This window comes from Dietzia sp. Alg238-R159 (genome assembly GCF_900537145.1).
GTDB classification, from domain to species: Bacteria; Actinomycetota; Actinomycetes; order Mycobacteriales; family Mycobacteriaceae; genus Dietzia; species Dietzia kunjamensis.
Window position 1 is genome coordinate 1 of record NZ_UNRI01000005.1, and the last position, 21,234, is coordinate 21,234.

Below are 21,234 nucleotides of genomic sequence, written 5' to 3' on the forward strand. Positions count from 1 at the left end.
GGTTAAGGCCCCCCACAGACCATGGGGTTGATAGGCCGGAACTGGAAGCGCAGCAATGCGTGCAGGTGACCGGTACTAATCGGCCGAGGGCTTACACACAAACAGCCCCTAAAGAATCGCAACGCGTCCACTGTGCAGTATCTGAAACAACACACCCACGCAAAAACACGTGGGCCTTGTTTCACAGAGTTACGGCGGCCATAGCGGCAGGGAAACGCCCGGTCCCATTCCGAACCCGGAAGCTAAGCCTGCCAGCGCCGATGGTACTGCACTCGTGAGGGTGTGGGAGAGTAGGTCACCGCCGAACACAACTTCACACGAGAGCCCCGAATCACCCTCACCGGTGACTCGGGGCTCTCGTCATTCCACCCACAACACCCCGACCGCCGGCAGCACCCATCACCCGACGCGCCAACAACGAACCCCGCAACTGCTCCACACCCACCACCTCACCACCGGGACCCGACAACGGCACCCTCCAATTCGGATACTCATCCGACGTCCCCGGAACATTCACCGCACGGCGATCACCCACGAGATCCGCCACCGACACGGCGAACAACAGCGACGGCGACTCGGCCACGAATCGATGCAGTGCCACGACCAGATCATCGGGGGAGTCCCCGTCGAGCAGGCCACGCTCCCGCACGACAGCAGTGAAGGCCGAGATCTCGGCCTCGGCACCACGACGTTCCTCGGCGCTGTCGCCCGTCAACTGTCCCAACTCCTCGCGGATATCCACATGGACGAGGTCGGCGTAGCCGGCGGTCGGCGGGAGATCATGGGTCGTCACCGACGCCATACACAGCCGTCGATAGTCCTCAGGCGGGATCGGGGCGTCCTCGTCCTGCTCGAACCACATCACGGACGTGCCCAGGATCCCGAGCTCGGACAGCGTCTCGCGGACCCCCGGAGCCACCGTTCCCAGGTCCTCGCCCACCACGACCGCGCCGGCCCGTGACGCCTCGAGTGCGAGAACTCCGAGCATCGCCTCGTGGTCATAGTGGACATATGTGCCCTCGGTCGGAGCCGCGCCCCGGGGAATCCACCACAGCCGGAACAGGCCGAGGATGTGATCGATCCGGACGCCGCCTGAATCCCGCAATGCCGCGCGGACGATGTCGCGGAAGGGACGGTAGCCCTCCTCGGCGAGGGCGTCCGGACGGAGCGGCGGCTGCGACCAGTCCTGACCGCGTTGGTTATAGGCGTCCGGGGGAGCACCCACCGAGACCCCACGGGCCAGTGAATGGTGGAGCGACCACGCATCGGCGCCCGTGGGATGGACCCCCACCGCCAGATCGTGCAGGACCCCGAGACGCATCCCCGCGGCAAGGGCCTCGCGCTGGGCGTGCGCCCGCTGCTCCGCGACCAACCACTGCAACCACAGGTGGAAACGGATCTCTTCCGGATTCTCGTCGGCGTAACCCGCGACGGCCTCCGAGCCCGGATCCCGGAGTTCCTCCGGCCAGGTGGACCAGTCGGGGCCGTGGTCACCGGCCAGCGCGGACCACGTGGCGAAGCCCAGAATCCCGGGCTGCTCATCGACGAACCGGTCGAACGAGTCGGCCCGGGCGCGAGCCAGCGGGACCATGAACAGGATGCGCAACGCCTCGAGCTTCGCGGTCCACGAACTGTCGCGATCGATCGTGTCCACAGTGTTGGTCGCAGCCGCGGTGCGGGCCAGGTCATCCACGCGACGGCGGTCGGCGACTGACAGGGCGGAGTACTCCGGCACGAGCTCGGGGCGCAGGTACAGGGGGGAGGCGAACCGGCGGGTCGTCGGGAGATAGGGCGACGGACCGACCGGCACGAACGGCTCACCCGCATGCATGGGGTTGACCAGGACGAAGTCCGCGCCGAAGTCGCGGCTCGCCCACCCGGCGAGGTCCCCGAGGTCGGCCAGATCGCCGACGCCCCAGGATTGTTCCGACCGGACCTGATAGATCTGTGCCGCCAACCCGACTGCACGGTGCTCCTCGAGTCCGGCGGGCACGGGGATCGCGCGGGGATGGACTAGCAGGGTGCACTCACTGGAGTGGCGGGTGCCGTCCGGGGCTCGGACCACTGCGGTGACGCGATGCCATCCGACGGGCAGATCATCGGGGACCGCCAGAGTGACCCGCTCCATCGCCACCCCGTCGACATCCCGGGCGATCCGGGGTTCGTCGAGGGGGAGCAACGTCGACGGCACGTCGGCGTCCTCGAGAAGGACCTCGACATTCACGATCGCGCCGCGCGGGACGTGGACCGGGCACCCGATGGCGGTGCCCTCACGCGCCACCAGCGTCGGTGGCAGCACACGTCGCCAGGGGCGCAGACGAACAGCACCGAGTGCCTCACGTTCGGAGACGCCGCCCTCGTCGTCGTCGTCGCCGCCGACCTCGACGCCCATCGCGGCGAGCACCGCGCGCAGGGTCGAGGCCGGGACCTCGCGACGGACGCCGTCGGCGTCCTCGTAACTCGATGCGACGCCGCAGACATCGGCGAGCTCGGCCAGGGCAGGGGATACGGCGTGGTTCTCGGTCACGGGACCCACTGTGCCACCGGAGCGAGCCCAGTGAGTCTCGTGCAGAAACGGACCGCAGTCCGAACCGTCCGGTGGGCACAGCGTAGTGTGAAGCGGAACACGTATCAGCTCGCTCAGAGAAAGGCCGTGGACCACCCATGACCGAGGCATTCATCTACGACGCCATCCGGACTCCGCGAGGCAAGGGCAAGCCTGGCGGCGCTCTGCACGGGGTCAAGCCGATCGACCTGGTCGTCGGCCTCATCGAGGAGATGCGGCGTCGCTTCCCCGATCTCGACGAGAACCGGATCTCCGACATCATCTACGGGATCGTCACCCCGACGGGGGATCAGGGCATGGACCTGCCGCGGATCGCCGCGCTGGCCGCCAAGATGCCCGACACCGTCGCGGGTGTGCAGATCAACCGTTTCTGTGCCTCCGGTCTGACCACGATCAACATGGCAGCGCAGAAGATCCGCTCCGGGTGGGACGAGGTCGTCCTCGCCGGTGGTGTCGAGTCGATGTCCCGGGCGCCGATGGGCTCCGACGGCGGCGCCTGGGCTCTGGACCCGGCCACCAACTACGACACCTACTTCTCCCCGCAGGGGATCGGCGCCGACCTCATCGCCACCCTCGAGGGGTTCACCCGCGAGGACGTGGACCGCTACGCCGAGCGCTCGCAGCGCCTGGCCGCCCGCGCATGGGAAGAGGGGCGCTTCGCCAAGTCCGTCGTGCCCGTCAAGGACATCAACGGCGTCACCATCCTCGACCATGATGAGCACATGCGCCCGGGCACCACCGTCGAGGCCCTGGCCAAGCTCAAGCCGTCCTTCGCCATGGTCGGCGACATGGGCGGATTCGACGCGGTGGCACTGCAGAAGTACCACTGGGTCGAGGAGATCAACCACGTCCACCACGGTGGCAACTCGTCCGGCATCGTCGACGGCGCCGCACTCGTGGTCGTCGGATCGGAGAAGGCCGGGCAGGAGATGGGCATGACCCCGCGCGCCCGCGTCGTCGCCGCGGCCACCTCCGGTGCCGACACCACCATCATGCTGACCGGGCCCACCCCGGCGGCCAAGAAGGCGCTCGCCACCGCCGGCCTGACCCCCGATGACATCGACCTGTGGGAGCTCAACGAGGCCTTCGCCTCCGTCGTGCTGCGCTTCCAGAAGGACATGAACATCCCCGACGAGAAGCTCAACGTCAACGGCGGCGCCATCGCCATGGGGCACCCGCTCGGCGCGACCGGCGCGATGATCACCGGCACGGTGCTCGACGAGCTCGAGCGCACCGGCGGCAAACGAGCCCTCATCACCCTCTGCGTGGGTGGCGGCATGGGCGTGGCCACCATCATCGAACGCGTCTGACCCGCACCGACACCACAGGCATAGGAGTAGAAAACCAGTGAGCGAAAACATGTTCCGGTGGGAGCAGGACGGCGACGGCATCGTCACCCTCACCATGGACGACCCCGACCACGGCGCCAACACGATGAACGCCCGGTTCATCGACGACTTCTCCGCCACCGTCGACCGCATCGAGGCCGAGAAGGAGTCCATCAAGGGCGTTGTGCTGACGTCCGCCAAGAAGAGCTTCTTCGGCGGCGGCGACCTCAAGTCCATGATCAAGGCCGGTCCCGACCAGGCCGACGAGCTCTTCGAGCGGTCCATGAGCATCAAGGGCCGCATGCGCGCTCTTGAAACCTGCGGCGTTCCGGTCGTGGCCGCCCTCAACGGCGCGGCCCTGGGCGGTGGCCTCGAGCTCGCGCTCGCCTGCCACCACCGCGTCATGGCCGACGCCCGCGGCGCCAAGGTCGGCCTGCCCGAGGTCACCCTCGGGCTGCTGCCGGGCGGCGGCGGCATCGTCCGCACCGTCCGCATGTTCGGCCTCGCGCAGGCCGTGCCCAACATTCTCATGTCCGGCCGGTCCTTCGCCCCGGACAAGGCTCTCAAGGCCGGCCTGGTCGACGAGGTCGTCGAGCCCGAGAAGCTCCTCGACGCAGCCAAGGCCTGGATCAAGACCGACCCCGAGGCGAGCCAGCCGTGGGACCGCAAGGGCTGGACCCTGCCCGGCGGCACCATCAGTGACCCGGCGCTGGCCGGCGTCCTGCCGTCGTTCCCGGCGAACATGCGCAAGCAGACCAAGGGCGCACCCTCCCCGGCACCGCGCGCCATCATGGCCGCCGCCGTAGAGGGCTCGCAGGTCGACTTCGCCACCGCCGAGAAGATCGAAGCACGCTACTTCGTGTCCCTCGTCACCGGCCCCATCGCGAAGAACATGATCCAGGCGTTCTTCTTCGACATGCAGCACTGCTCCTCGGGCGGGGCCCGGCCCAAGGCCGCCGACGGCTCGGAGATCCCGCGCACCCAGTTCACGAAGGTCGGTGTCCTCGGCGCCGGCATGATGGGCGCCGGCATCGCGTACGTGTGCGCGAAGGCCGGCATCGAGGTCGTGCTCAAGGACGTCGAGCAGGCCTCCGCCGACAAGGGCAAGGCGTACTCGGAGAGCATCGAGGCCAAGGCCCTCGAGCGCGGTCGCACCACGCAGGAGAAGTCCGACGCCCTGCTCGCCCGCATCACCCCCACGACAGACCCGCAGGCCCTGGCGGGGTGCGACCTCGTGATCGAGGCCGTCTTCGAGTCGCCCGAGCTGAAGAAGAAGGTGTTCCAGGAGATCGAGGACATCGTCGCCCCCGACGCGCTGCTCGGCTCCAACACCTCGACCCTGCCGATCACCGACCTCGCCACGGGCGTCAAGCGGCCCGAGGACTTCATCGGCCTGCACTTCTTCTCGCCCGTCGACAAGATGCAGCTGGTCGAGATCATCAAGGGTGACAAGACCACCCCGGAGACGCTGGCCAAGGCGATCGACCTCACGCTGGCCATTCGCAAGATCCCGATCGTGGTCAACGACTCGCGTGGCTTCTACACCTCACGGGTCATCGGCACGTTCGTCAACGAGGCGATCGGGATGCTGGCCGAGGGCATCGAGCCCGCCACCATCGAGCAGGCCGGCCGCATCGCCGGCTACCCGGCGGCCCCGCTGCAGCTGTCCGACGAGCTGAACCTCAACCTCATGGTCAAGATCCGTCAGGCGACCCGCGACGCCGCAGAGGCCGCTGGTGAGGAGTTCGTCCCCGACGCCGTCGACCAGGTGATCCTCAAGATGGTCGAAGAGCTCGAGCGTTCCGGCCGCGCCGCCGGCGCCGGGTTCTACGAGTACGCCGACGGCAAGCGCGCCGGATTGTGGTCGGGTCTCCGCGAGGCGTTCAACACCTCCCCGGACAACGCACCCCCGCTCCAGGATCTCATCGATCGCATGATCTTCGCAGAGGTCCTCGAGACGCAGAAGTGCGTCGACGAGGGCGTGATCGTCGACGACGCGGACGCCAATATCGGCTCCATAATCGGCATCGGATTCCCGGCGTGGACCGGCGGCACCCGCCAGTACGCCAAGAACTACTCCGAGCCGGGGGCCAAGATCGCCACCGGGTACAAGGGTTTCGTCACCCGTGCCGATGAGCTGGCCGCCAAGTACGGTGAGCGCTTCTCGCCCACCGAGTCGCTGAAGAAGCTGGCAGCCGAGCAGGGCTGACCTCCTCCCACACGGCCCGTACGGCGGTCGTCCCGGGGATACCGGGGCGGCCGCCGTACGAGCATCCCGGCGCGTGCGAACGCCTCTCGGTGTCGCGGAACGTGTGCACCACCTCGCGCGGGAGGGCGTTCGGGGCCGTTGTCCCCATGGCCGATTCGCAGAAAGGGAACGCGAGATGTCTGGGCTGATCACAGCGGACGATCTGCACAGTGGATATCGGATCCGACTCGGGGAGATGACCCTCTCGGAGGAGGAGATCGTCGACTTCGCGTCCGAGTGGGATCCCCAGTGGTTCCACACGGACCCGGCCGCCGCTGCGACCGGGCACCACGGAGGCGTGATCGCCAGCGGCATCCACACCCTGGCGATCCTCCAGAAGCTCAGCGTGGAGGCGTTCTACTCACGGTCGGCCGTGATCGCCGGGCGCGGATTCGACCGCCTGCGCTTCACCGCCCCGGTGCGTCCGGGCGCCACGCTGAGTGGCACGGCCACCGTGACCGAGGTGAGCCTCGACGAGGCGAGGGGGCGGGTTGGGATGGACATCGAGATGCACGATCAGGACGCGCGGACCGTCCTCACCGCCACGATGACGGTGTTCCTGTGGCGCCGCGGCCACGGTGGCGCCGCCGGCGGGTGACGGCGGGGCCGGACCCGAACCCGATCCGCGCGAGCGCGTGGAATCCGGCGTCAGCCGCGCTCTGCGGCGACCCGGCCCATCCGCACGAACGCCTCGGTGAGCAGCTCTGCGGAGCAGGCGAAGTTCGCCCGGGCGAAGCCCTCGCCCTCCGTGCCGAACGCCGGCCCGGGGCTCAGCGCCACCCGGCCCTCGTCGAGGAACGCCGCGGCCGGGTCGTCGCCCAGACCCGGGTAGCCGCGCAGGTCGATCCACGCCACGAACCCGGCGTCGGGCCGACGCCACCGCGCGCGGGGAAGGTGCTCGGCCAGCAGCTGCTCCATCAGATCGAGGTTCGACGCGAGCGCGGCACGCAGCTCATCGAGCCACTCCAGTGACCCGGTCAACGCGGCCTCCGCGGCCAGTGCCCCGAAGTGCCCCACGGCGCCCGACAGCGCCGAGCGCCGGACGTGGAACCGCTCCGGGTTGCCGTTGATCACGAACGCGCACTTGAGTCCGGCGAGGTTGAACGCCTTGGACGCCGACGAGATGGCCAGCCCCACCTCGCGCGCGGTGTCGGAGGCGGCCAGGAACGAGGTGAAATCGACTCCCGGCGTGGCCAGGGGCGCCCAGATCTCGTCGGAGACCACCACGGCGTCGTGCCGCGCGGCCAGGTCGGCGAGCTCGGCCAACTCTGCCTGGCCGTGAAGAACGCCCGTGGGGTTGTGCGGGTGACTGAGCAGCACGGCCCGGGCCCCGTCTGCCAGAGCCTGCTCGATGCCCGCCAGGTCCAGTCGCGGGTCCTCGCCGTCGTGGTCGACCAGGGGCACCGCGACCGGCGTCATCCCCACGCGCCGGATCCACGGTCCGAACGGCATGTACACAGGCGGCGTGTACACCACGCCGCTCCCGGCCGGGATGGTCCGGGCGAGGGTCTCCCGCACGCCCACGCCGACGTCGTTGACCGGCACAACCGAGTCCTCCGGCACGTCGTACCCGAAGCGCGAGTAGTACCGTGCGCACACCCCGGCGAGGCGCTCGATCTCGGCGAAGTAGCCGGTGTCACCGTCCGCCACCGCGGCGGCGAGGCGCTCCCGGATCGCCGGGGCGAGCAGGACGTCGGTCTCGGCCACGAACAGCGGCAGGACGTCCTCGGGGTAGGCCACCCACTTCTGGCTCCGCCGTCTACGCAGCTCGGACTCGGGGACATCCAGGGGGAACGGCACGGCGGCGGATCCTTTCGCAGCGGGTTCGACCGTCCCAGGTTACTCAGCTGCCGGGCACGAACCCCGGGTGCACCCACACGTCGAAGTCCCGGGAGTCGGCGCCGAACGGGGAGAGCGGCATCAGCGAGACCCACGTGGTGGTGGTCGAGCCGGGGATGGTGCCGGCGGGGACTCCGATACCGCCCGACGTGGTGGGCCATCCTCGCTCGTAGGCCAGGTCGTAGGCGCCCCGGACGCTCCCGTCGGCCGCGGACCCCGTCGATCCGGTGATCACGTCCGAGAGCACCGTGATGCGGTGGAGCCGGTGCGGCGTCCCCGAGGGGTCGCGTTGCCAACAGTCCGATCCCTGGGACACGTAGTTCGAGCACCAGATCTCCGTGTCCGTGCCGAACGGGGAGAGCACGCGCATGGGTGCTCCGTTCGGGGCCCAGAACTGCGGATCCGACGGCGCGACGGCGTAGGGCCAGTACGAGAGCTCGGCCCATCCGAACGGGCCGTCGGTGGCGGGTGGGAACGGGCGGTCGGCGGGCCAGGCTGGATCGTCGAGTGACTGGGCGAGGGCGGCGGGCGCGGTCGCGAGGGGGCCGAGTAGCGGCGTGGCCAGGAGGACCGCGGCGAGAGCGACGCGGCGGAGTTGTGTGACGGTGCGTGACATGGACCCAGTCGACCACGCGAGCGGCACCCTCACAGGCCGAACCGCCAGACGTGAGTACACCGTGACGGGACCGTCACGACGGGTAGCGCAGGGGAAACAGCGGATTCCTACGGTGGCGTGGCACAGGGCGCCGGCGGGGCGCCCGCTACCGGGGAGAGGTGTAGCGATGACGCGCTCGCACGTGATCGAGGACTGGGATCCGGAGGACACGGCCCAGTGGGAGTCCGGAGGCCGGCGCACCGCGATGCGCAATCTGTACTGGTCGGTGTTCGCCGAGCACGTGGGGTTCTCGGTGTGGACCCTGTTCGCCGTGATGGTGCTGTTCATGCCCACGGACGTCTACGGCCTGGACGCGCCGGACAAGTTCCTGGTCTCCGCGGTGGTCACCCTCACCGGCGCGTTCCTGCGCATCCCCTACACGCTGGCCACCGCGACCTTCGGCGGCCGCAACTGGACCATGTTCTCCGCGTTCGTGCTGCTCATCCCGGCGGGGGCGATGCTGTGGATCATGGCCAATCCCGGGCAGCCGCTGTGGCTGTACCTGGTGGTGGGCGCCCTCGCGGGCCTGGGCGGCGCCAACTTCGCCTCGTCCATGACCAACATCAACGCCTTCTTCCCGCAGCGCATGAAGGGCTGGGCGCTGGGCCTCAACGCGGGCGGCGGCAACCTGGGCGTGGCCACCATCCAGGTGGTGGGGCTCGTGGTGATCGCCGCGGCCGGAAACCGCTCGCCGCACTGGGTGATCGCGGTGTACCTGGTCCTGCTGGTGGTCGCGGGCATCGGCGCGGCATGCAAGATGGACAACCTCGAACACCACACCGTGGACGTGACGAGCATGCGCGACGTGGCAGGCGACCGCGACGGCTGGGTGCTGTCCCTGCTCTACATCGGTACCTTCGGCTCGTTCATCGGGTTCAGCTTCGCCTTCGGGCAGATGCTCACCATGACCTTCACCGGTAACGGGCAGTCCCCGGCCGACGCCGCTCTCCACGCCGCGCAGATCACATTCCTCGGCCCGCTGCTGGGCTCGTTGACCCGCATGCTGGGCGGCCGCCTGTCCGACCGCTTCGGCGGTGCCCGGGTCACCCTGGTGACCTTCCTCGGCATGGCCGCGACGACGGTGGCGCTGATCGTCACCTCGAGCATGCAGGCGGCCGACGGCGGCCGACTGTCCGGCGGCGCGCTGGTGTTGTTCTTCGCGGCGTTCCTCACCCTGTTCGCGCTCACCGGGATGGGCAACGCCTCGGTCTACAAGATGATCCCCACCGTCTACGAGGCCCGTAGCCGCGGCCTGGACCTGCCGGAGGCCGCCCGGGCGGCGTGGTCGCGCGCGCATTCGGGCGCCCTCATCGGGGTCGCCGGCGCGGTCGGCGCGTTCGGCGGGTTCCTCATCAACATGACCCTGCGCAGCTCCTACCAGTCATCGGGGTCCGCGACCTGGGCGTTCGTGGCGTTCACGGTCTTCTACGTGGTGGCGGCGCTCGTCACGCGGGCGGTGTACCTCCGGCGTCCGAGCGCCGCGCCGACGGGGGCCGGGGCCGCGGCATCCCGCACCGCGTCGGAACAGGGCCGGGCCGCACGTCCGGTGCCGGCCGCGCGCTGACCGACGGGGACGAGGGGACGACGACGACGAGGAGAGCACCATGACGACCGTTCGCAGCAGCCAGGAGGTGCCGAACCTGACGACGGTGCCCGAGCCCGTTGAGGCGGGCCCCGGCGGGGACCGGCCCACCCACACGCACTGCCCGTACTGCGCCCTGCAGTGCGCGATGACGGTGACGCCGGCGGCGGACCCGGCCGAGGCGGTCGAGGTGGCGCCCGCGTGGTTCCCCACCAACCGTGGCGGGCTGTGCCGTAAGGGGTGGACGTCGGGAGAGCTGCTCGATCACCCGGGCCGGCTCACCACCCCGCTCATCCGTCACGACGGGCGATTGGAGCCGTGCGACTGGGACACCGCCCTGGACCGCGTGACCGAGGGGATCCGCCGTGCGCAGGCCGCGGGCGGGCCCGACGGTGTGGCCGTGTTCGGCGGGGGCGGCCTGACCAACGAGAAGGCCTACCAGCTGGGCAAGTTCACCCGGCTCGCGCTGGGCAGCCGGCTCATCGACTACAACGGCCGCTGGTGCATGTCCAGCGCCGCGGCGGCCGCGAACCGCAGCTTCGGCCTCGACCGCGGACTGCCGTTCCCCGTCACCGACCTCACCGACGCCCGGGCCGTGATGCTCATCGGTGCCAACCCCGCCGACACCATGCCTCCGTTCCTCCAGCACCTCGACACGGCAGCACGCGCGGGCGGGCTCGTGGTGGCCGACCCGCGGCTCACCGCGACCGCGCGGCGCGCCCTCGACGGGGGCGGTGTGCACCTGCGACTGCGCCCCGGCACGGACGCGGCACTCGCGCTGGGACTGCTGCACCTCGTCGTCGTCACCGGCGCGGTCGACACGCGGTACATCGCCGAGCGCACCAGCGGGTTCTCCGACGCGTGGGCGCACGCCGCCGCCTGGCTCCCCGACCGCACCGAGCGCGTCACCGGCGTCTCGGTCGCCCACCTCGAGCGGGCGGTCGCCCTGCTCGCCCGCGCGCGTGACGCCGGGGCGGGGTCGTACATCCTCACCGCCCGGGGCGCCGAGCAGCACGCCGACGGCACCGCCGTGGTGGGCGCCGCCATCGCGCTCGCCCTGGCGCTGGGACTGCCGGGACGTCCGGGGAGCGGCTACGGCACCCTCACCGGGCAGGGCAACGGGCAGGGCGGCCGCGAGCACGGGCAGAAGGCCGACCAGCTGCCCGGGTACCGGATGATCACCGACCCCGCCGCCCGCGCGCACGTCGCCGGGGTGTGGGGAGTGGACCCGGAGCAGATTCCCGGGCCGGGTCTGTCGGCGTTCGAACTACTCGACTCGCTCGGCCGGCCGGGCGGGCCCACCGCGATGCTGCTCCACGCCTCCAACCCGGTGGTCTCCGCGCCCGACGCCGACCGGGTGACCGAGCGGCTACGCGCGCTGGACACGCTCGTCGTGGCCGACTTCGTCCTCTCGGAGACCGCCGCGCTGGCCGACGTCGTCCTGCCCGTGCCCCAGTGGGCGGAGGAGGAGGGCACGCTCACCAGTCTCGAGGGCCGGGTGCTGCGGCGACGCCGGTCCGTCACCCCGCCCGCCGGCGTGCGCGACGAACTGTGGATCTGGCACGAACTCGCCCGCCGCCTGGACCGCGGACCCGAGCGGTTCCCGCCCGACGCGCGAGCGGTGTTCGGCGAGCTCGCCCGCGCCTCCGCCGGCGGCAAGGCCGACTACTCGGCGATCGACTGGGACCGACTCGACGCCGGCGAGGCACTCCACTGGCCGTGCGGCGCCGACTCGCCGGACGGCACGCCCCGCCTGTTCCTCGACCGCTTCGCCACGCCCGACGGCCGCGCCCGGTTCGTCGTGGACGAACCGCGCGCACCCGCCGAACCACCCGACTCGCAGTACCCGCTGCTCGGCACCACCGGGCGATTGCTCGCGCACTACCAGTCCGGCGCGCAGACCCGCCGGGTCGCCGAGCTCGCCGACGCCGAACCGGACATGTGGGTGCAGGTCCACCCCGTCGTGGCACGCGCGGCCGGCCTGGTCGACGGTGATCCCGCGCGCATCGTGTCGCGGCGGGGCGCGGTCGAGGCCGTGATCCGCTGCGACGAGGACATGCGCACCGACACCGTCTTCCTGCCGTTCCACTTCCCGGGCGACGGCCGGGCCAACCTGCTCACCCTGCCGGAGCTCGACCCGCACAGCCGGATGCCCGAGTTCAAGGTGTGCGCGGTCCGGCTGGAGGCGGCATGAGCGCGCGCCGCGTCGTCGTGGTGGGCGCTGGGATGGCCGCCGCCCGGCTCGCGGAGGAACTGCGCGTCGGCGAGCCGGACCCGGAGCGGTTGTCGGTGACCGTCCTGGGCGCGGAAGCGGAGGAACCGTACAACCGAATCATGCTGTCCCACGCCGTCGCGGCCCGGCCGGTCGCCGCCCCCGCCGCCCCCGACGCGCCGGCAGTGGCCCCCGCGGCCCCCGCCGCCGTCGCGCCCGCGCCGGTTTCCCGACTCAAACCCGTCGGGTGGTGGGAGCGTCACCACATCACGGTCCGGACTTCTACACCTGTCGCGGCGATCGACCGCGCCTGCCGCGAGGTGGAGCTCGCCGACGGCGAACGCATCGGCTACGACCACCTGGTCCTGGCCACGGGAGCCGCACCCCGCATCCCGCCCGTCGACGGCATCCGCGGCCCGGGCCGTGGTCTGGCGCCCGGCGCGTTCACCCTCCGGGATGCCGCGGGTCAACGAGAACTGACCGCTCATCTCGCCGCACACCCCGGCCCGGTCGCGGTCGTCGGTGCGGGCTTCATCGGCCTGGAGATCGCCTGCGCACTCGCCGGGGCGGGGCACGACGTCGTCGTCGTCCACCCCCGCGACCGGCCCATGAACGGGTGCCTCGACGCCGGCGCCGGCGCCGTACTGGTCCGCGCCCTCGCCGCGCTCGGGGTGCGGGTGCTCACCGGCGTACGCGCCACGAGGTGGGACGGCGTCACCCTGACGCTCGACGACGGCGAGGTGCGCTGCCGGACGGTCGTGCTCACCGCCGGGTCCGCGCCCCGGACAGACCTCGCACGCGACGCCGGGCTGGAGGTGGGCCACGGCGTGGTCGTCGACGACGAGCTGACCACCAGCGATCCCGCCATCTCCGCGATCGGCGACTGCGCGCAGCACCGGGGCGTCGTCAGCGGACTGGTCGCACCCGCCTGGGACCAGGCCGTGGCGCTGGCCGCCCGGCTCAGCGGCGCGGACCCGCAGGCGAGATATCTCGGGGGCGCGGAGGTGACCAGGCTCAAGGCCCACGGGCTCGACGTGGTCGCCCTGGGCTCGCTCGCGACCGACGTCTACGGATCGCGGTGCCCCGACACCGGTGCGCCCATCGAGGTCACGACCCTGAGCGAACCCGCCCGCGGCCGGTATGCGCGCGTCGACGTGGCGGGGGGACGGGTGGTGGGGGCGGCGCTGGTGGGGCACCCGGAGCCCGTCGGGACACTGACGCAGCTGTTCGAGAACGCTCTTCCCGTGCCGGACGACGTCGTGTCGGTGGTGCTGGGACGTGCCGAGGCGGTGGCCGCACAGACCCCGTCGACGATGCCGGCCGCGGCGGTGGTCTGCCGCTGCAACGGTGTGAGCAAGGGGGACCTGGTCGCGGCCTGGGCCGACGGGGCACGCGACAACGATGCCCTGGCGCAGCGGACCCGCGCCGGGACGGGCTGCGGTGGGTGCTCGTCGGCGGTCGACGGGATATGTGGATGGCTACAGGAGGCGGGATGACGGGGGACGCGCGGGCACGGGACGCGGCGGCGGGGGCGTGCGGTGCTGCGGCGGGGGCGGACGAGGCGGTGGAGGGAAACCTGCCGGACACACGCCTCGTTCATGATGGGGGAGTGACCGATTCCGACGTGACCACCTCCGAACCCGATCTCCCGCTGCTCGGACGCACTGTCGCCGTCACCGCCGCCCGGCGGGCCTCCGAACAACGGACCCTCCTCGAGCGGCGCGGGGCCACCGTCCTGCACGCCCCGGCGATGCACATGATCCCCATCGCCGAGGACACGGTGGTGCGCGAGGCCACCGGGCGCCTGCTCGACGCGCCCGCCGACCTCATGGTGCTCACGACCGCGGCCGGCGTGCGCTGGTGGATGCAGGTGTGCGAGGAATGGGGCCTGGCCGACGACCTGCTCGAGCTGATGGGCGCGGTCCCGCTGTACTCCCGCGGACCCAAAACCACCGGCGCGATCCGTGCCGCCGGCCTGCGCGAGCACGCCTCGGCCAAGAGCGAGGCCAGCCCGGAGCTGCTGGAGATGCTGCTCGAGCGCGGCGTGGAGGGCCTGACGATCGGCGTCCAGATCCAGGGCGCCGGCTCCGGGTGGAACCCGATGTCCGTGCTGCTCGACGGTCTGCGCGAGGCGGGTGCCGACGTGATCGAGGTGCCCGTCTACCGCTGGGAGCTGCCCGACGATCTCGCGGCACTCGACGATCTGGTGCGGACCATCGCGGCGCAGGGCGTCGACGGCGTGACCTTCACCGCGGCCCCGGCGGTGGTGGCGGTGCTCAAGCGTGCCGAGGCACTGGGCGTGTTCGACGACCTGCTCGAGGCGCTGGACGGGCCCGTCGCCGCGCTGTGCGTGGGGCCGGTGACCGCGGCGCCGCTGGCCGAGCTCGGTGTGCCGTTCACCAGCCCGGACCGGATGCGGCTGGGGTCACTCATGCGGCACACCACCGACGAGCTCGCCGCCCGGACCGCGCCGATCGAGGTCGCCGGGCACGAGCTCACCGTGTGTGCGGCGGCCGCACTGGTCGACGGTCGACTCGTCGAGCTCACCCCGGCCCAGCTCGCGCTGCTGCGGGCCCTCGCCCGGCGCCCCGGGGCCTGCGTGAGCCGCGATGACCTGCTCGCGGCTCTCCCCGGAGACGGCACCGACCTGCACGCCGTCGAGACCGCGATGGGTCGCCTGCGGCGCGCGCTCGGCGTTCCCGACCTCGTGACGACCGTCGTCAAGCGCGGATACCGACTCAGCATCTAAAGGCGCCGCCGGTCCTGCGGACTCCTCGACCTATGCGCCCTGAATGGTCCGAACCCGCAGCGTAACCCGCCAGTGAATGTGCATTCTGCCATCGCACGCCAGCGGGGCGGGGCACGCAGACGGGGCAGCGCACGCAGAAGGGGCAGCGCACGCAGAAGGGGCAGCGCACCCGCGAGTGGGTGCGCTGCCCCTGGTTCGGGCCGGGCCGGGCCGGCGGCGCGCAGGGCCTGGGGACTACGCCGCGATCACGCGGGCATGCCGGACGGCGGGCTGGGTAGCCACGAACACCGTGCCATCGGCGGCGACCCGGGCGGGGAACACCGAGAGTCCGTGCGAGGGGTCGTCGAGGCCGCGACCGTCGGCGAGCGCATAGGCCTGCTTGCCGATCGGTGAGATCACCGCGGGTTCGCCGGCGCGGTCGCCCACCAGGCCGCGGCTCATCACGGCGGCCCGGGCGACGGGGTCGATGTTGCAGAGGGCGCGGACCTCGTCGTCGTCGATCTTGTAGACCGCCACCTGGCGGCCGTCGGGCAGCAGGGCGGCGACCCCACGCCCCGGGATGAGGCGGCCGACCGGGCAGACGGCGATCTCGGCGGGGCGCGCGGCGCCCGATGCGGGAGCGGGGCGGGTGGCGGTGAACAGCTGGGTGGTGGTCATGACGGATCTCCTCCTGGTGGGCGGAACTGGTGAGCGGAAGTCGTGAGCGGAAGTCGTGGGCGGAAGTGGTGGGCGGAAATGGTGGGCGGAGCTGGTGAGCAGGAGTCGTGGGCGGGGTGGCCGGCAGAGCTGGCCGGTGTCCGGCGCGGGACCGTCAGACGCGGGCCGGCATGGACGGCGAACCGAGCAGGACCGGCACCTTGCGGCCGTCGCGCTCCTCGAACTGCACGGTGGGGTCGGGCGCCTCGGGGGCGTTGATGAAGGAGACGAACCGGCCGAGCTTGTCGGGGTCGTCCAGGACGGCCGCCCACTCGTCCACGTACCCCTCGACATGCGATTCCATCCGGCCCTCGAGCTCGGCCGCGAGCCCTAGTGAGTCCTCGCACACGACCTCACGCAGATGGTCGATGCCGCCTTCGAGCGACTCCAGCCACGGTGCGATCCGCTGCAGGCGCTCGGCGGTGCGGACGTAGAACATCACCGTGCGGTCGATGTAGCGGATGAGCTGGTCGTCGGTGAGATCCCCGGCCAGCAGCTGGGCATGCCGCGGGGTCGCGCCGCCGTTGCCACCGACGTAGAGGTTCCAACCGGTCTCGGTGGCGATCACCCCGACGTCCTTGCCGCGCGCCTCGGCGCACTCGCGGGCACAGCCGGAGACGCCCATCTTGATCTTGTGCGGCGCCCGCAACCCGCGGTACCGGGTCTCGAGCAGGACCGCCATCCCCACGGAGTCCTGCTGACCGTAGCGGCACCACGAGGTACCCACGCAGCTCTTCACCGTGCGCAGCGACTTGCCGTAGGCGTGACCGGACTCCATGCCCGCGTCGACCAGGCGTCGCCAGATCTGCGGCAACTCCTCGACACGCGCGCCGAAGAGATCGATCCGCTGGCCGCCGGTGACCTTGACGTACAGGTCGTGGTCGCGTGCGATCTCGCCGATCACGATGAGCTGATCGGCCGTGACCTCCCCGCCGGGCATCCGCGGGACCACCGAATACGTGCCGTTCTTCTGGATGTTGGCCAGGAAGTGGTCGTTGGTGTCCTGCAGCGAGGCCTGCTCGCCGTCGAGAACATGGTCGGAGCTGGTCGAGGCGAGGATCGAGGCGACTGTGGGCTTGCAGATGTCGCAGCCGGAGCCGCGGCCGAAGCGCCCGATCAGGCCGGAGAAGGTCCGGATCCCGGTGACCGTGACGATCTCGAACAGCTCCGAGCGGGACTGGTCGAAGTGCTCACACAGTGCCGTGGACTGCTCGACCCCCTCGGCCTCGAGCACCTGACGCATGAGCGGCAGGCACGACCCACACGAGGTGCCGGCGCGGGTGCACGCCTTGAGTGCCGGGACGTCGCACGCCCCGCCACAGATCGCGTCGCGCAGCGTGCCCTTGGTGACGGCGTTGCAGGAACAGATCTGGGCGTCGTCGGGCAGCGACTCCACGCCGACACCGCCGCCGTCCGCCGCGGCGCCGGGAGTGATGAGGGACAGGGGATTGGACGACGGCAAGGTGCGCCCGAGCAGCGGCTTGAGCAGCTGGTACGGGCCCGCGTCCCCGACGAACACCCCGCCGAGCAGGGTCAGGGCGTCGTCGCTGAGGACGAGTTTGGAGTAGGTGCGCGTGACGGGGTCGTCCACCACCAACTCGAGGCAGCCGGGCGTGCGCCCGTGGGCGTCGCCGAAGCTGGCCACGTCGACCCCCATGAGCTTGAGTTTGGTGGCGAGGTCGGCGCCGGTGAACTCGGCGTCGGCGCCCGGACCGTCGCCCAGCCGGGCGGCGACCACCTCGGCGGAGGCGTACCCGGGTCCGACCAGGCCGTAGCAGGTGCCCTCGATGGCCGCACACTCGCCGATCGCGAACACGTGCGGGTCCGAGGTGCGGCACGCCCGGTCGGTCAGCACGCCGCCCCGCTCGGCCAGTGCCAACCCGGCCCCTCGGGCGAGCTCGTCACGGGGGCGCACACCGACGGAGAACACCACGACCGCTGCCTCGACCGCGGTCGTCTCGCCGTCGTCGCCGGTCAGGGTCACCCGGACCCCGCCGTCACCGTCCGCACCGTCGCGCGGTTCGATCACCGTGTCGGTCACGCTCAGGTGCACCTCGATGCCACGGTCGCGGATGAGGTCGCCCAGCAGCGCGCCGCCCCGACCGTCGACCTGGACGGGCATGAGCCGGTCGTTGCGCTCCACGACGTGCGGGGTCAGCCCGATCAGGCTCAACGCATTGGCGGCCTCGATGCCGAGCAGCCCGCCGCCGATCACGACGCCGTGCGCGCCGGGCCCTGCGGTCTCGGCGGCCGCGCGGATAGCGTCGAGGTCGTCGAGGGTGCGGTAGACATGGCAGCCGGGCAGGTCGTGACCGGGCACGGGCGGGACGAACGCGCGCGAGCCGGTGGCCAGCACCAGCGTGTCGTAGGAGATGAGCTCGCCGGAGTCGAGTTCGACCTGCCGCGCGGATCGGTCGATCGCCGTGACGAGGTGTCCCGAGCGGACGGTGACCCTCGGGTCGGCGGAGTGGCGGGCGTCCTCGAGGTGCAGGGCCGCACGTTCCCAGGCGCCGACATAGGCCGAGAGGCCCACGCGGTCGTACGCGGGGTCGGGTTCCTCGCCGATCACCGTGACGGCCAGGTCGGTGTCGGCGTACCGCGAGCCGAGGGTGGAGACGAATCGGTGGGAGACCATCCCGTGCCCGACGACGACGATGTGCTCAGTCATTCCTGGACCTCCTTCGAGCCTGTACCGATCAGGCTAGGAAGGCGGTGTTGCGGAACTGTGGCGTCGGATCACGGTCCCGTGACGCTTAGTTCACAGGGGACCCGGCGGCGGGTGAGGCCGCGGACGGGCTACGGGTGCGGGCGTGCCGAGGGCGCGCGGATGCCGGGAACCGGGTGAGGGCGGTCGCTTGCGCAGATGCCGGGGGAGGGGGAGCCGCTCAGTCGAGGGGGAGCAGGCTCGTCGGCGTGGCCGAGACCTCGTCCACCCGGTCGAGGTTCTGGCGCACCCGCTCCCACTCGCCGGAGGGGATCTCCTTCTCGAGTCGGCGCAGGACGGCCTTGTCGGAGGTCGCCCATGCAACGGGCATGGGTGAGATGAACTGGTACAGGTTGTCGCCGCCGCGGGCGCTGCGGTTGCCGACCACGGCCACGCACGGCACGCGCTCGCCCACGCGGACGTCGTGACCCGGGAGCTTCTCGCAGCTGCGGACGGCCAGCGCGGGGAGCTTTCCGGCGGAGCGGTCGACGGCACGGTCGACCAGCGCCAGGAGGGTCAGCCCGCGGGGGCGCACCTCGGCGATGATGGCCGGGACGAGTTCCGAGGTGGCGTAGGTGCGCTGCATCGAGCCCATCTTGCGCGGGATGTACCCGATCATCGCCAGGCATCCGAGAGCGAAGACCCCGGCCAGCGCGGCGACGATCCAGGCCCAGGCCTCGAAGCCGGAGTAGATGAGCAGGCCCACGGCCGCGCCCAGGACGAGCACACCGAGGATGCCCGCGGACCACTGCAGCCGCCGCACCTCGGCGAGGCTCTCGTTGTGCTTGCGGACCCAGGCGTCGTCGACGGGGATGTCGGCGAGGCGGTACTGCTCGTGCGGGGCGCGGGGGGTGCGATCGACGGCCATGGGTCCAGTATCCCAGGAACCGTCCGGACCGGACCCGCGGGTGGCCGCCGGCGTCAGCCGACCTCGGGGATCGGCGGCCCCAGCAGGTCGTCGGCGTCGATGATCCGGTAGGCGTACCCCTGCTCGGCGAGGAACCGCTGCCGGTGCGCGGCGTACTCGGCGTCGAGGGTGTCGCGCGAGACCACCGAGTAGAAGTGTGCCTGGCCACCGTCGTGCTTGGGCCGCAGCAGCCGGCCCAGCCGCTGCGCCTCCTCCTGCCGGGAGCCGAACGTCCCCGACACCTGCACGGCCACACTGGCCTCGGGCAGGTCGATCGAGAAGTTGGCGACCTTGGACACCACGAGCGTGGAGATCTCCCCGGCGCGGAACGCGTTGAAGAGCTTCTCACGCTCTTTGTTGGAGGTGGAGCCCTGGATGACCGGGGCGTCGAGCTCGTCGCCGAGCTCCTCGAGCTGGTCGAGGTAGGCACCGATCACCAGGGTCGGGGCGCCGGCGTGCTTGGCGAGGATGCTCTTGACCACAGGGATCTTGGTCCGTGCGGTCGAGCACAGCTTGTACTTGTCCTCCGCCTCGGCGGTGGCGTAGAGCATCCGTTCGTTCTCCGTGAGCGTCACCCGTACCTCGACGCAGTCGGCCGGGGCGATCCAGCCCTGCGCCTCGATGTCCTTCCACGGGGCGTCGTACCGCTTGGGTCCGATGAGGGAGAAGACGTCACCCTCTCGGCCGTCCTCGCGCACCAGGGTGGCGGTGAGCCCGAGCCGGCGCCGGGACTGCAGGTCCGCGGTCATCCGGAACACCGGCGCGGGCAGCAGGTGCACCTCGTCGTAGATCATCAACCCCCAGTCGCGGGAGTCGAACAGCTCCAACGCCCGGTGGACGCCCTTGGTCTTGCGGGTGACCACCTGGTACGTGGCGATGGTGACCGGGCGGATCTCCTTGCGCTCGCCGGAGTACTCGCCGATCTCGTCCTCGGTCAGCGTGGTGCGGGCCAACAGCTCCCGCTTCCACTGCCGACCGGCGACGGTGTTGGTCACCAGGATGAGCGTGGTGGCCTTGGCCTTGGCCATCGCGGCCGCCCCGACCATCGTCTTGCCCGCGCCGCAGGGCAGCACGACGACACCCGAGCCGCCCGCCCAGAACGAGTCGGCGGCCATCTGCTGGTAGTCGCGCAGCTCCCAGGGCTCGGTCTCGGTGGACAGGTCGATGTCGTGGGCCTCGCCGTCGACGTACCCGGCCAGATCGTCGGCGGGCCAGCCCACCTTGAGCAGCTCCTGCTTGAGGCGGCCGCGCTCGGACGGGTGCACCACGACGGTGTCGGTGTCGATGTCGGCGCCGAGCATCGGGGCGATCTTCTTGTGGCGTTTGACCTCGGCGAGCACTGCGGAGTCCAGGGAGACCAGGGTCAGTCCGTGGACCGGGCTCTTGACCAACTGGAGCCGGCCGTAGCGGGCCATGGTCTCGGCGATGTCCACCAGCAGCGGCTGCGGGACGGGGAAGCGGGAGAAGTTGACCAGCACGTCGACCACCTGCTCGGCGTCGTGGCCGGCGGCCCGGGCGTTCCACAGCGCCAGCGGCGTGATCCGGTAGGTGTGGACGTGCTCGGGGGCGCGCTCCAGCTCGGCGAACGGGGCCAGCGCCTGGCGCGCGTCGTTCGCCTGATCGTGGTCGATCTCCAGCAGCACGGTCTTGTCCGACTGGACGATCAGCGGTCCACCACTCACTCCGGCCCTCCTCGGGGTCTCACCGGACCCGCGTGGGTCCGACCCTTCATTGTCCAGGAATCCGGG

14 protein-coding genes and 2 rRNA genes are annotated in these 21,234 nt (G+C 71.2%); 9 read left to right on the forward strand and 7 right to left on the reverse strand.

Annotated features, from left to right (window positions below; genetic code table 11):
• Together G6R20_RS12400 and rrf are read left to right on the forward strand one after the other, a co-directional pair.
• Positions 1-99 (forward strand): 23S ribosomal RNA (locus G6R20_RS12400); the annotation flags it as partial.
• A gap of 91 nt (positions 100-190) precedes the next feature.
• A 5S ribosomal RNA gene (gene rrf, locus G6R20_RS12405) occupies positions 191-307 on the forward strand.
• Between the two features lie 30 nt (positions 308-337).
• Here the strand turns inward: rrf and malQ are convergent.
• Positions 338-2,527 (reverse strand): 4-alpha-glucanotransferase, encoded by a 2,190-nt coding sequence (malQ, locus tag G6R20_RS12410; protein ID WP_205475865.1) that lies wholly within the window; start codon positions 2,525-2,527, stop codon positions 338-340.
• A 137-nt stretch (positions 2,528-2,664) separates the two neighbouring features.
• Between malQ and G6R20_RS12415 the strand changes: the two genes are divergently transcribed.
• From G6R20_RS12415 to G6R20_RS12425, 3 genes are all read left to right on the forward strand, one after another.
• The gene (locus G6R20_RS12415; protein ID WP_096905959.1) at positions 2,665-3,876 is read left to right on the forward strand and encodes an acetyl-CoA C-acetyltransferase; all 1,212 of its coding nucleotides are present in this window, start codon (positions 2,665-2,667) and stop codon (positions 3,874-3,876) included.
• A gap of 37 nt (positions 3,877-3,913) precedes the next feature.
• On the forward strand, positions 3,914-6,103 hold the full coding sequence (locus G6R20_RS12420) for a 3-hydroxyacyl-CoA dehydrogenase NAD-binding domain-containing protein (protein WP_132063576.1): 2,190 nt from the start codon (positions 3,914-3,916) through the stop codon (positions 6,101-6,103).
• 175 nt (positions 6,104-6,278) lie between these two features.
• Positions 6,279-6,740, forward strand: a complete 462-nt coding sequence (locus G6R20_RS12425; protein WP_119193401.1) for a MaoC/PaaZ C-terminal domain-containing protein — start codon at positions 6,279-6,281, stop codon at positions 6,738-6,740.
• A 50-nt stretch (positions 6,741-6,790) separates the two neighbouring features.
• Here the strand turns inward: G6R20_RS12425 and G6R20_RS12430 are convergent, their stop codons facing one another.
• Both G6R20_RS12430 and G6R20_RS12435 read right to left on the reverse strand, forming a co-directional pair.
• Entirely contained in the window at positions 6,791-7,942 is a 1,152-nt protein-coding gene (locus G6R20_RS12430) for an aminotransferase class I/II-fold pyridoxal phosphate-dependent enzyme (protein ID WP_119193402.1), read from the reverse strand.
• Positions 7,943-7,985: 43 nt separating this feature from the next.
• Positions 7,986-8,597, reverse strand: a complete 612-nt coding sequence (locus tag G6R20_RS12435; RefSeq protein ID WP_163376597.1) for a hypothetical protein — start codon at positions 8,595-8,597, stop codon at positions 7,986-7,988.
• Positions 8,598-8,763: 166 nt separating this feature from the next.
• Between G6R20_RS12435 and G6R20_RS12440 the strand changes: the two genes are divergently transcribed.
• From G6R20_RS12440 to G6R20_RS12455, 4 genes are all read left to right on the forward strand, one after another.
• On the forward strand, positions 8,764-10,200 hold the full coding sequence (locus G6R20_RS12440; protein WP_163376598.1) for a nitrate/nitrite transporter: 1,437 nt from the start codon (positions 8,764-8,766) through the stop codon (positions 10,198-10,200).
• Positions 10,201-10,240: 40 nt separating this feature from the next.
• Complete coding sequence (locus tag G6R20_RS12445; RefSeq protein WP_163376599.1) at positions 10,241-12,412, forward strand: molybdopterin oxidoreductase family protein; 2,172 nt, start codon at positions 10,241-10,243, stop codon at positions 12,410-12,412.
• A complete protein-coding gene (locus G6R20_RS12450; RefSeq protein ID WP_163376600.1) occupies positions 12,409-13,926 on the forward strand; it encodes an FAD-dependent oxidoreductase in 1,518 nt (505 codons plus the stop codon). Before G6R20_RS12445 ends, G6R20_RS12450 begins: the two co-directional genes overlap by 4 nt.
• A gap of 128 nt (positions 13,927-14,054) precedes the next feature.
• Entirely contained in the window at positions 14,055-15,179 is a 1,125-nt protein-coding gene (locus tag G6R20_RS12455; RefSeq protein WP_205475874.1) for a uroporphyrinogen-III synthase, read from the forward strand.
• A gap of 234 nt (positions 15,180-15,413) precedes the next feature.
• On the opposite strand, the gene nirD is transcribed toward G6R20_RS12455, so the two are convergent.
• From nirD to G6R20_RS12475, 4 genes are all read right to left on the reverse strand, one after another.
• Positions 15,414-15,836 (reverse strand): nitrite reductase small subunit NirD, encoded by a 423-nt coding sequence (gene nirD / locus G6R20_RS12460; protein ID WP_096905950.1) that lies wholly within the window; start codon positions 15,834-15,836, stop codon positions 15,414-15,416.
• A gap of 154 nt (positions 15,837-15,990) precedes the next feature.
• Positions 15,991-18,543, reverse strand: a complete 2,553-nt coding sequence (gene nirB / locus G6R20_RS12465) for a nitrite reductase large subunit NirB (RefSeq protein WP_163376602.1) — start codon at positions 18,541-18,543, stop codon at positions 15,991-15,993.
• A gap of 217 nt (positions 18,544-18,760) precedes the next feature.
• Positions 18,761-19,447 (reverse strand): DUF3239 domain-containing protein, encoded by a 687-nt coding sequence (locus G6R20_RS12470; protein ID WP_163376603.1) that lies wholly within the window; start codon positions 19,445-19,447, stop codon positions 18,761-18,763.
• Between the two features lie 53 nt (positions 19,448-19,500).
• Positions 19,501-21,168 (reverse strand): DNA repair helicase XPB, encoded by a 1,668-nt coding sequence (locus G6R20_RS12475; RefSeq protein ID WP_069390399.1) that lies wholly within the window; start codon positions 21,166-21,168, stop codon positions 19,501-19,503.
• Positions 21,169-21,234 lie beyond the last annotated feature (66 nt).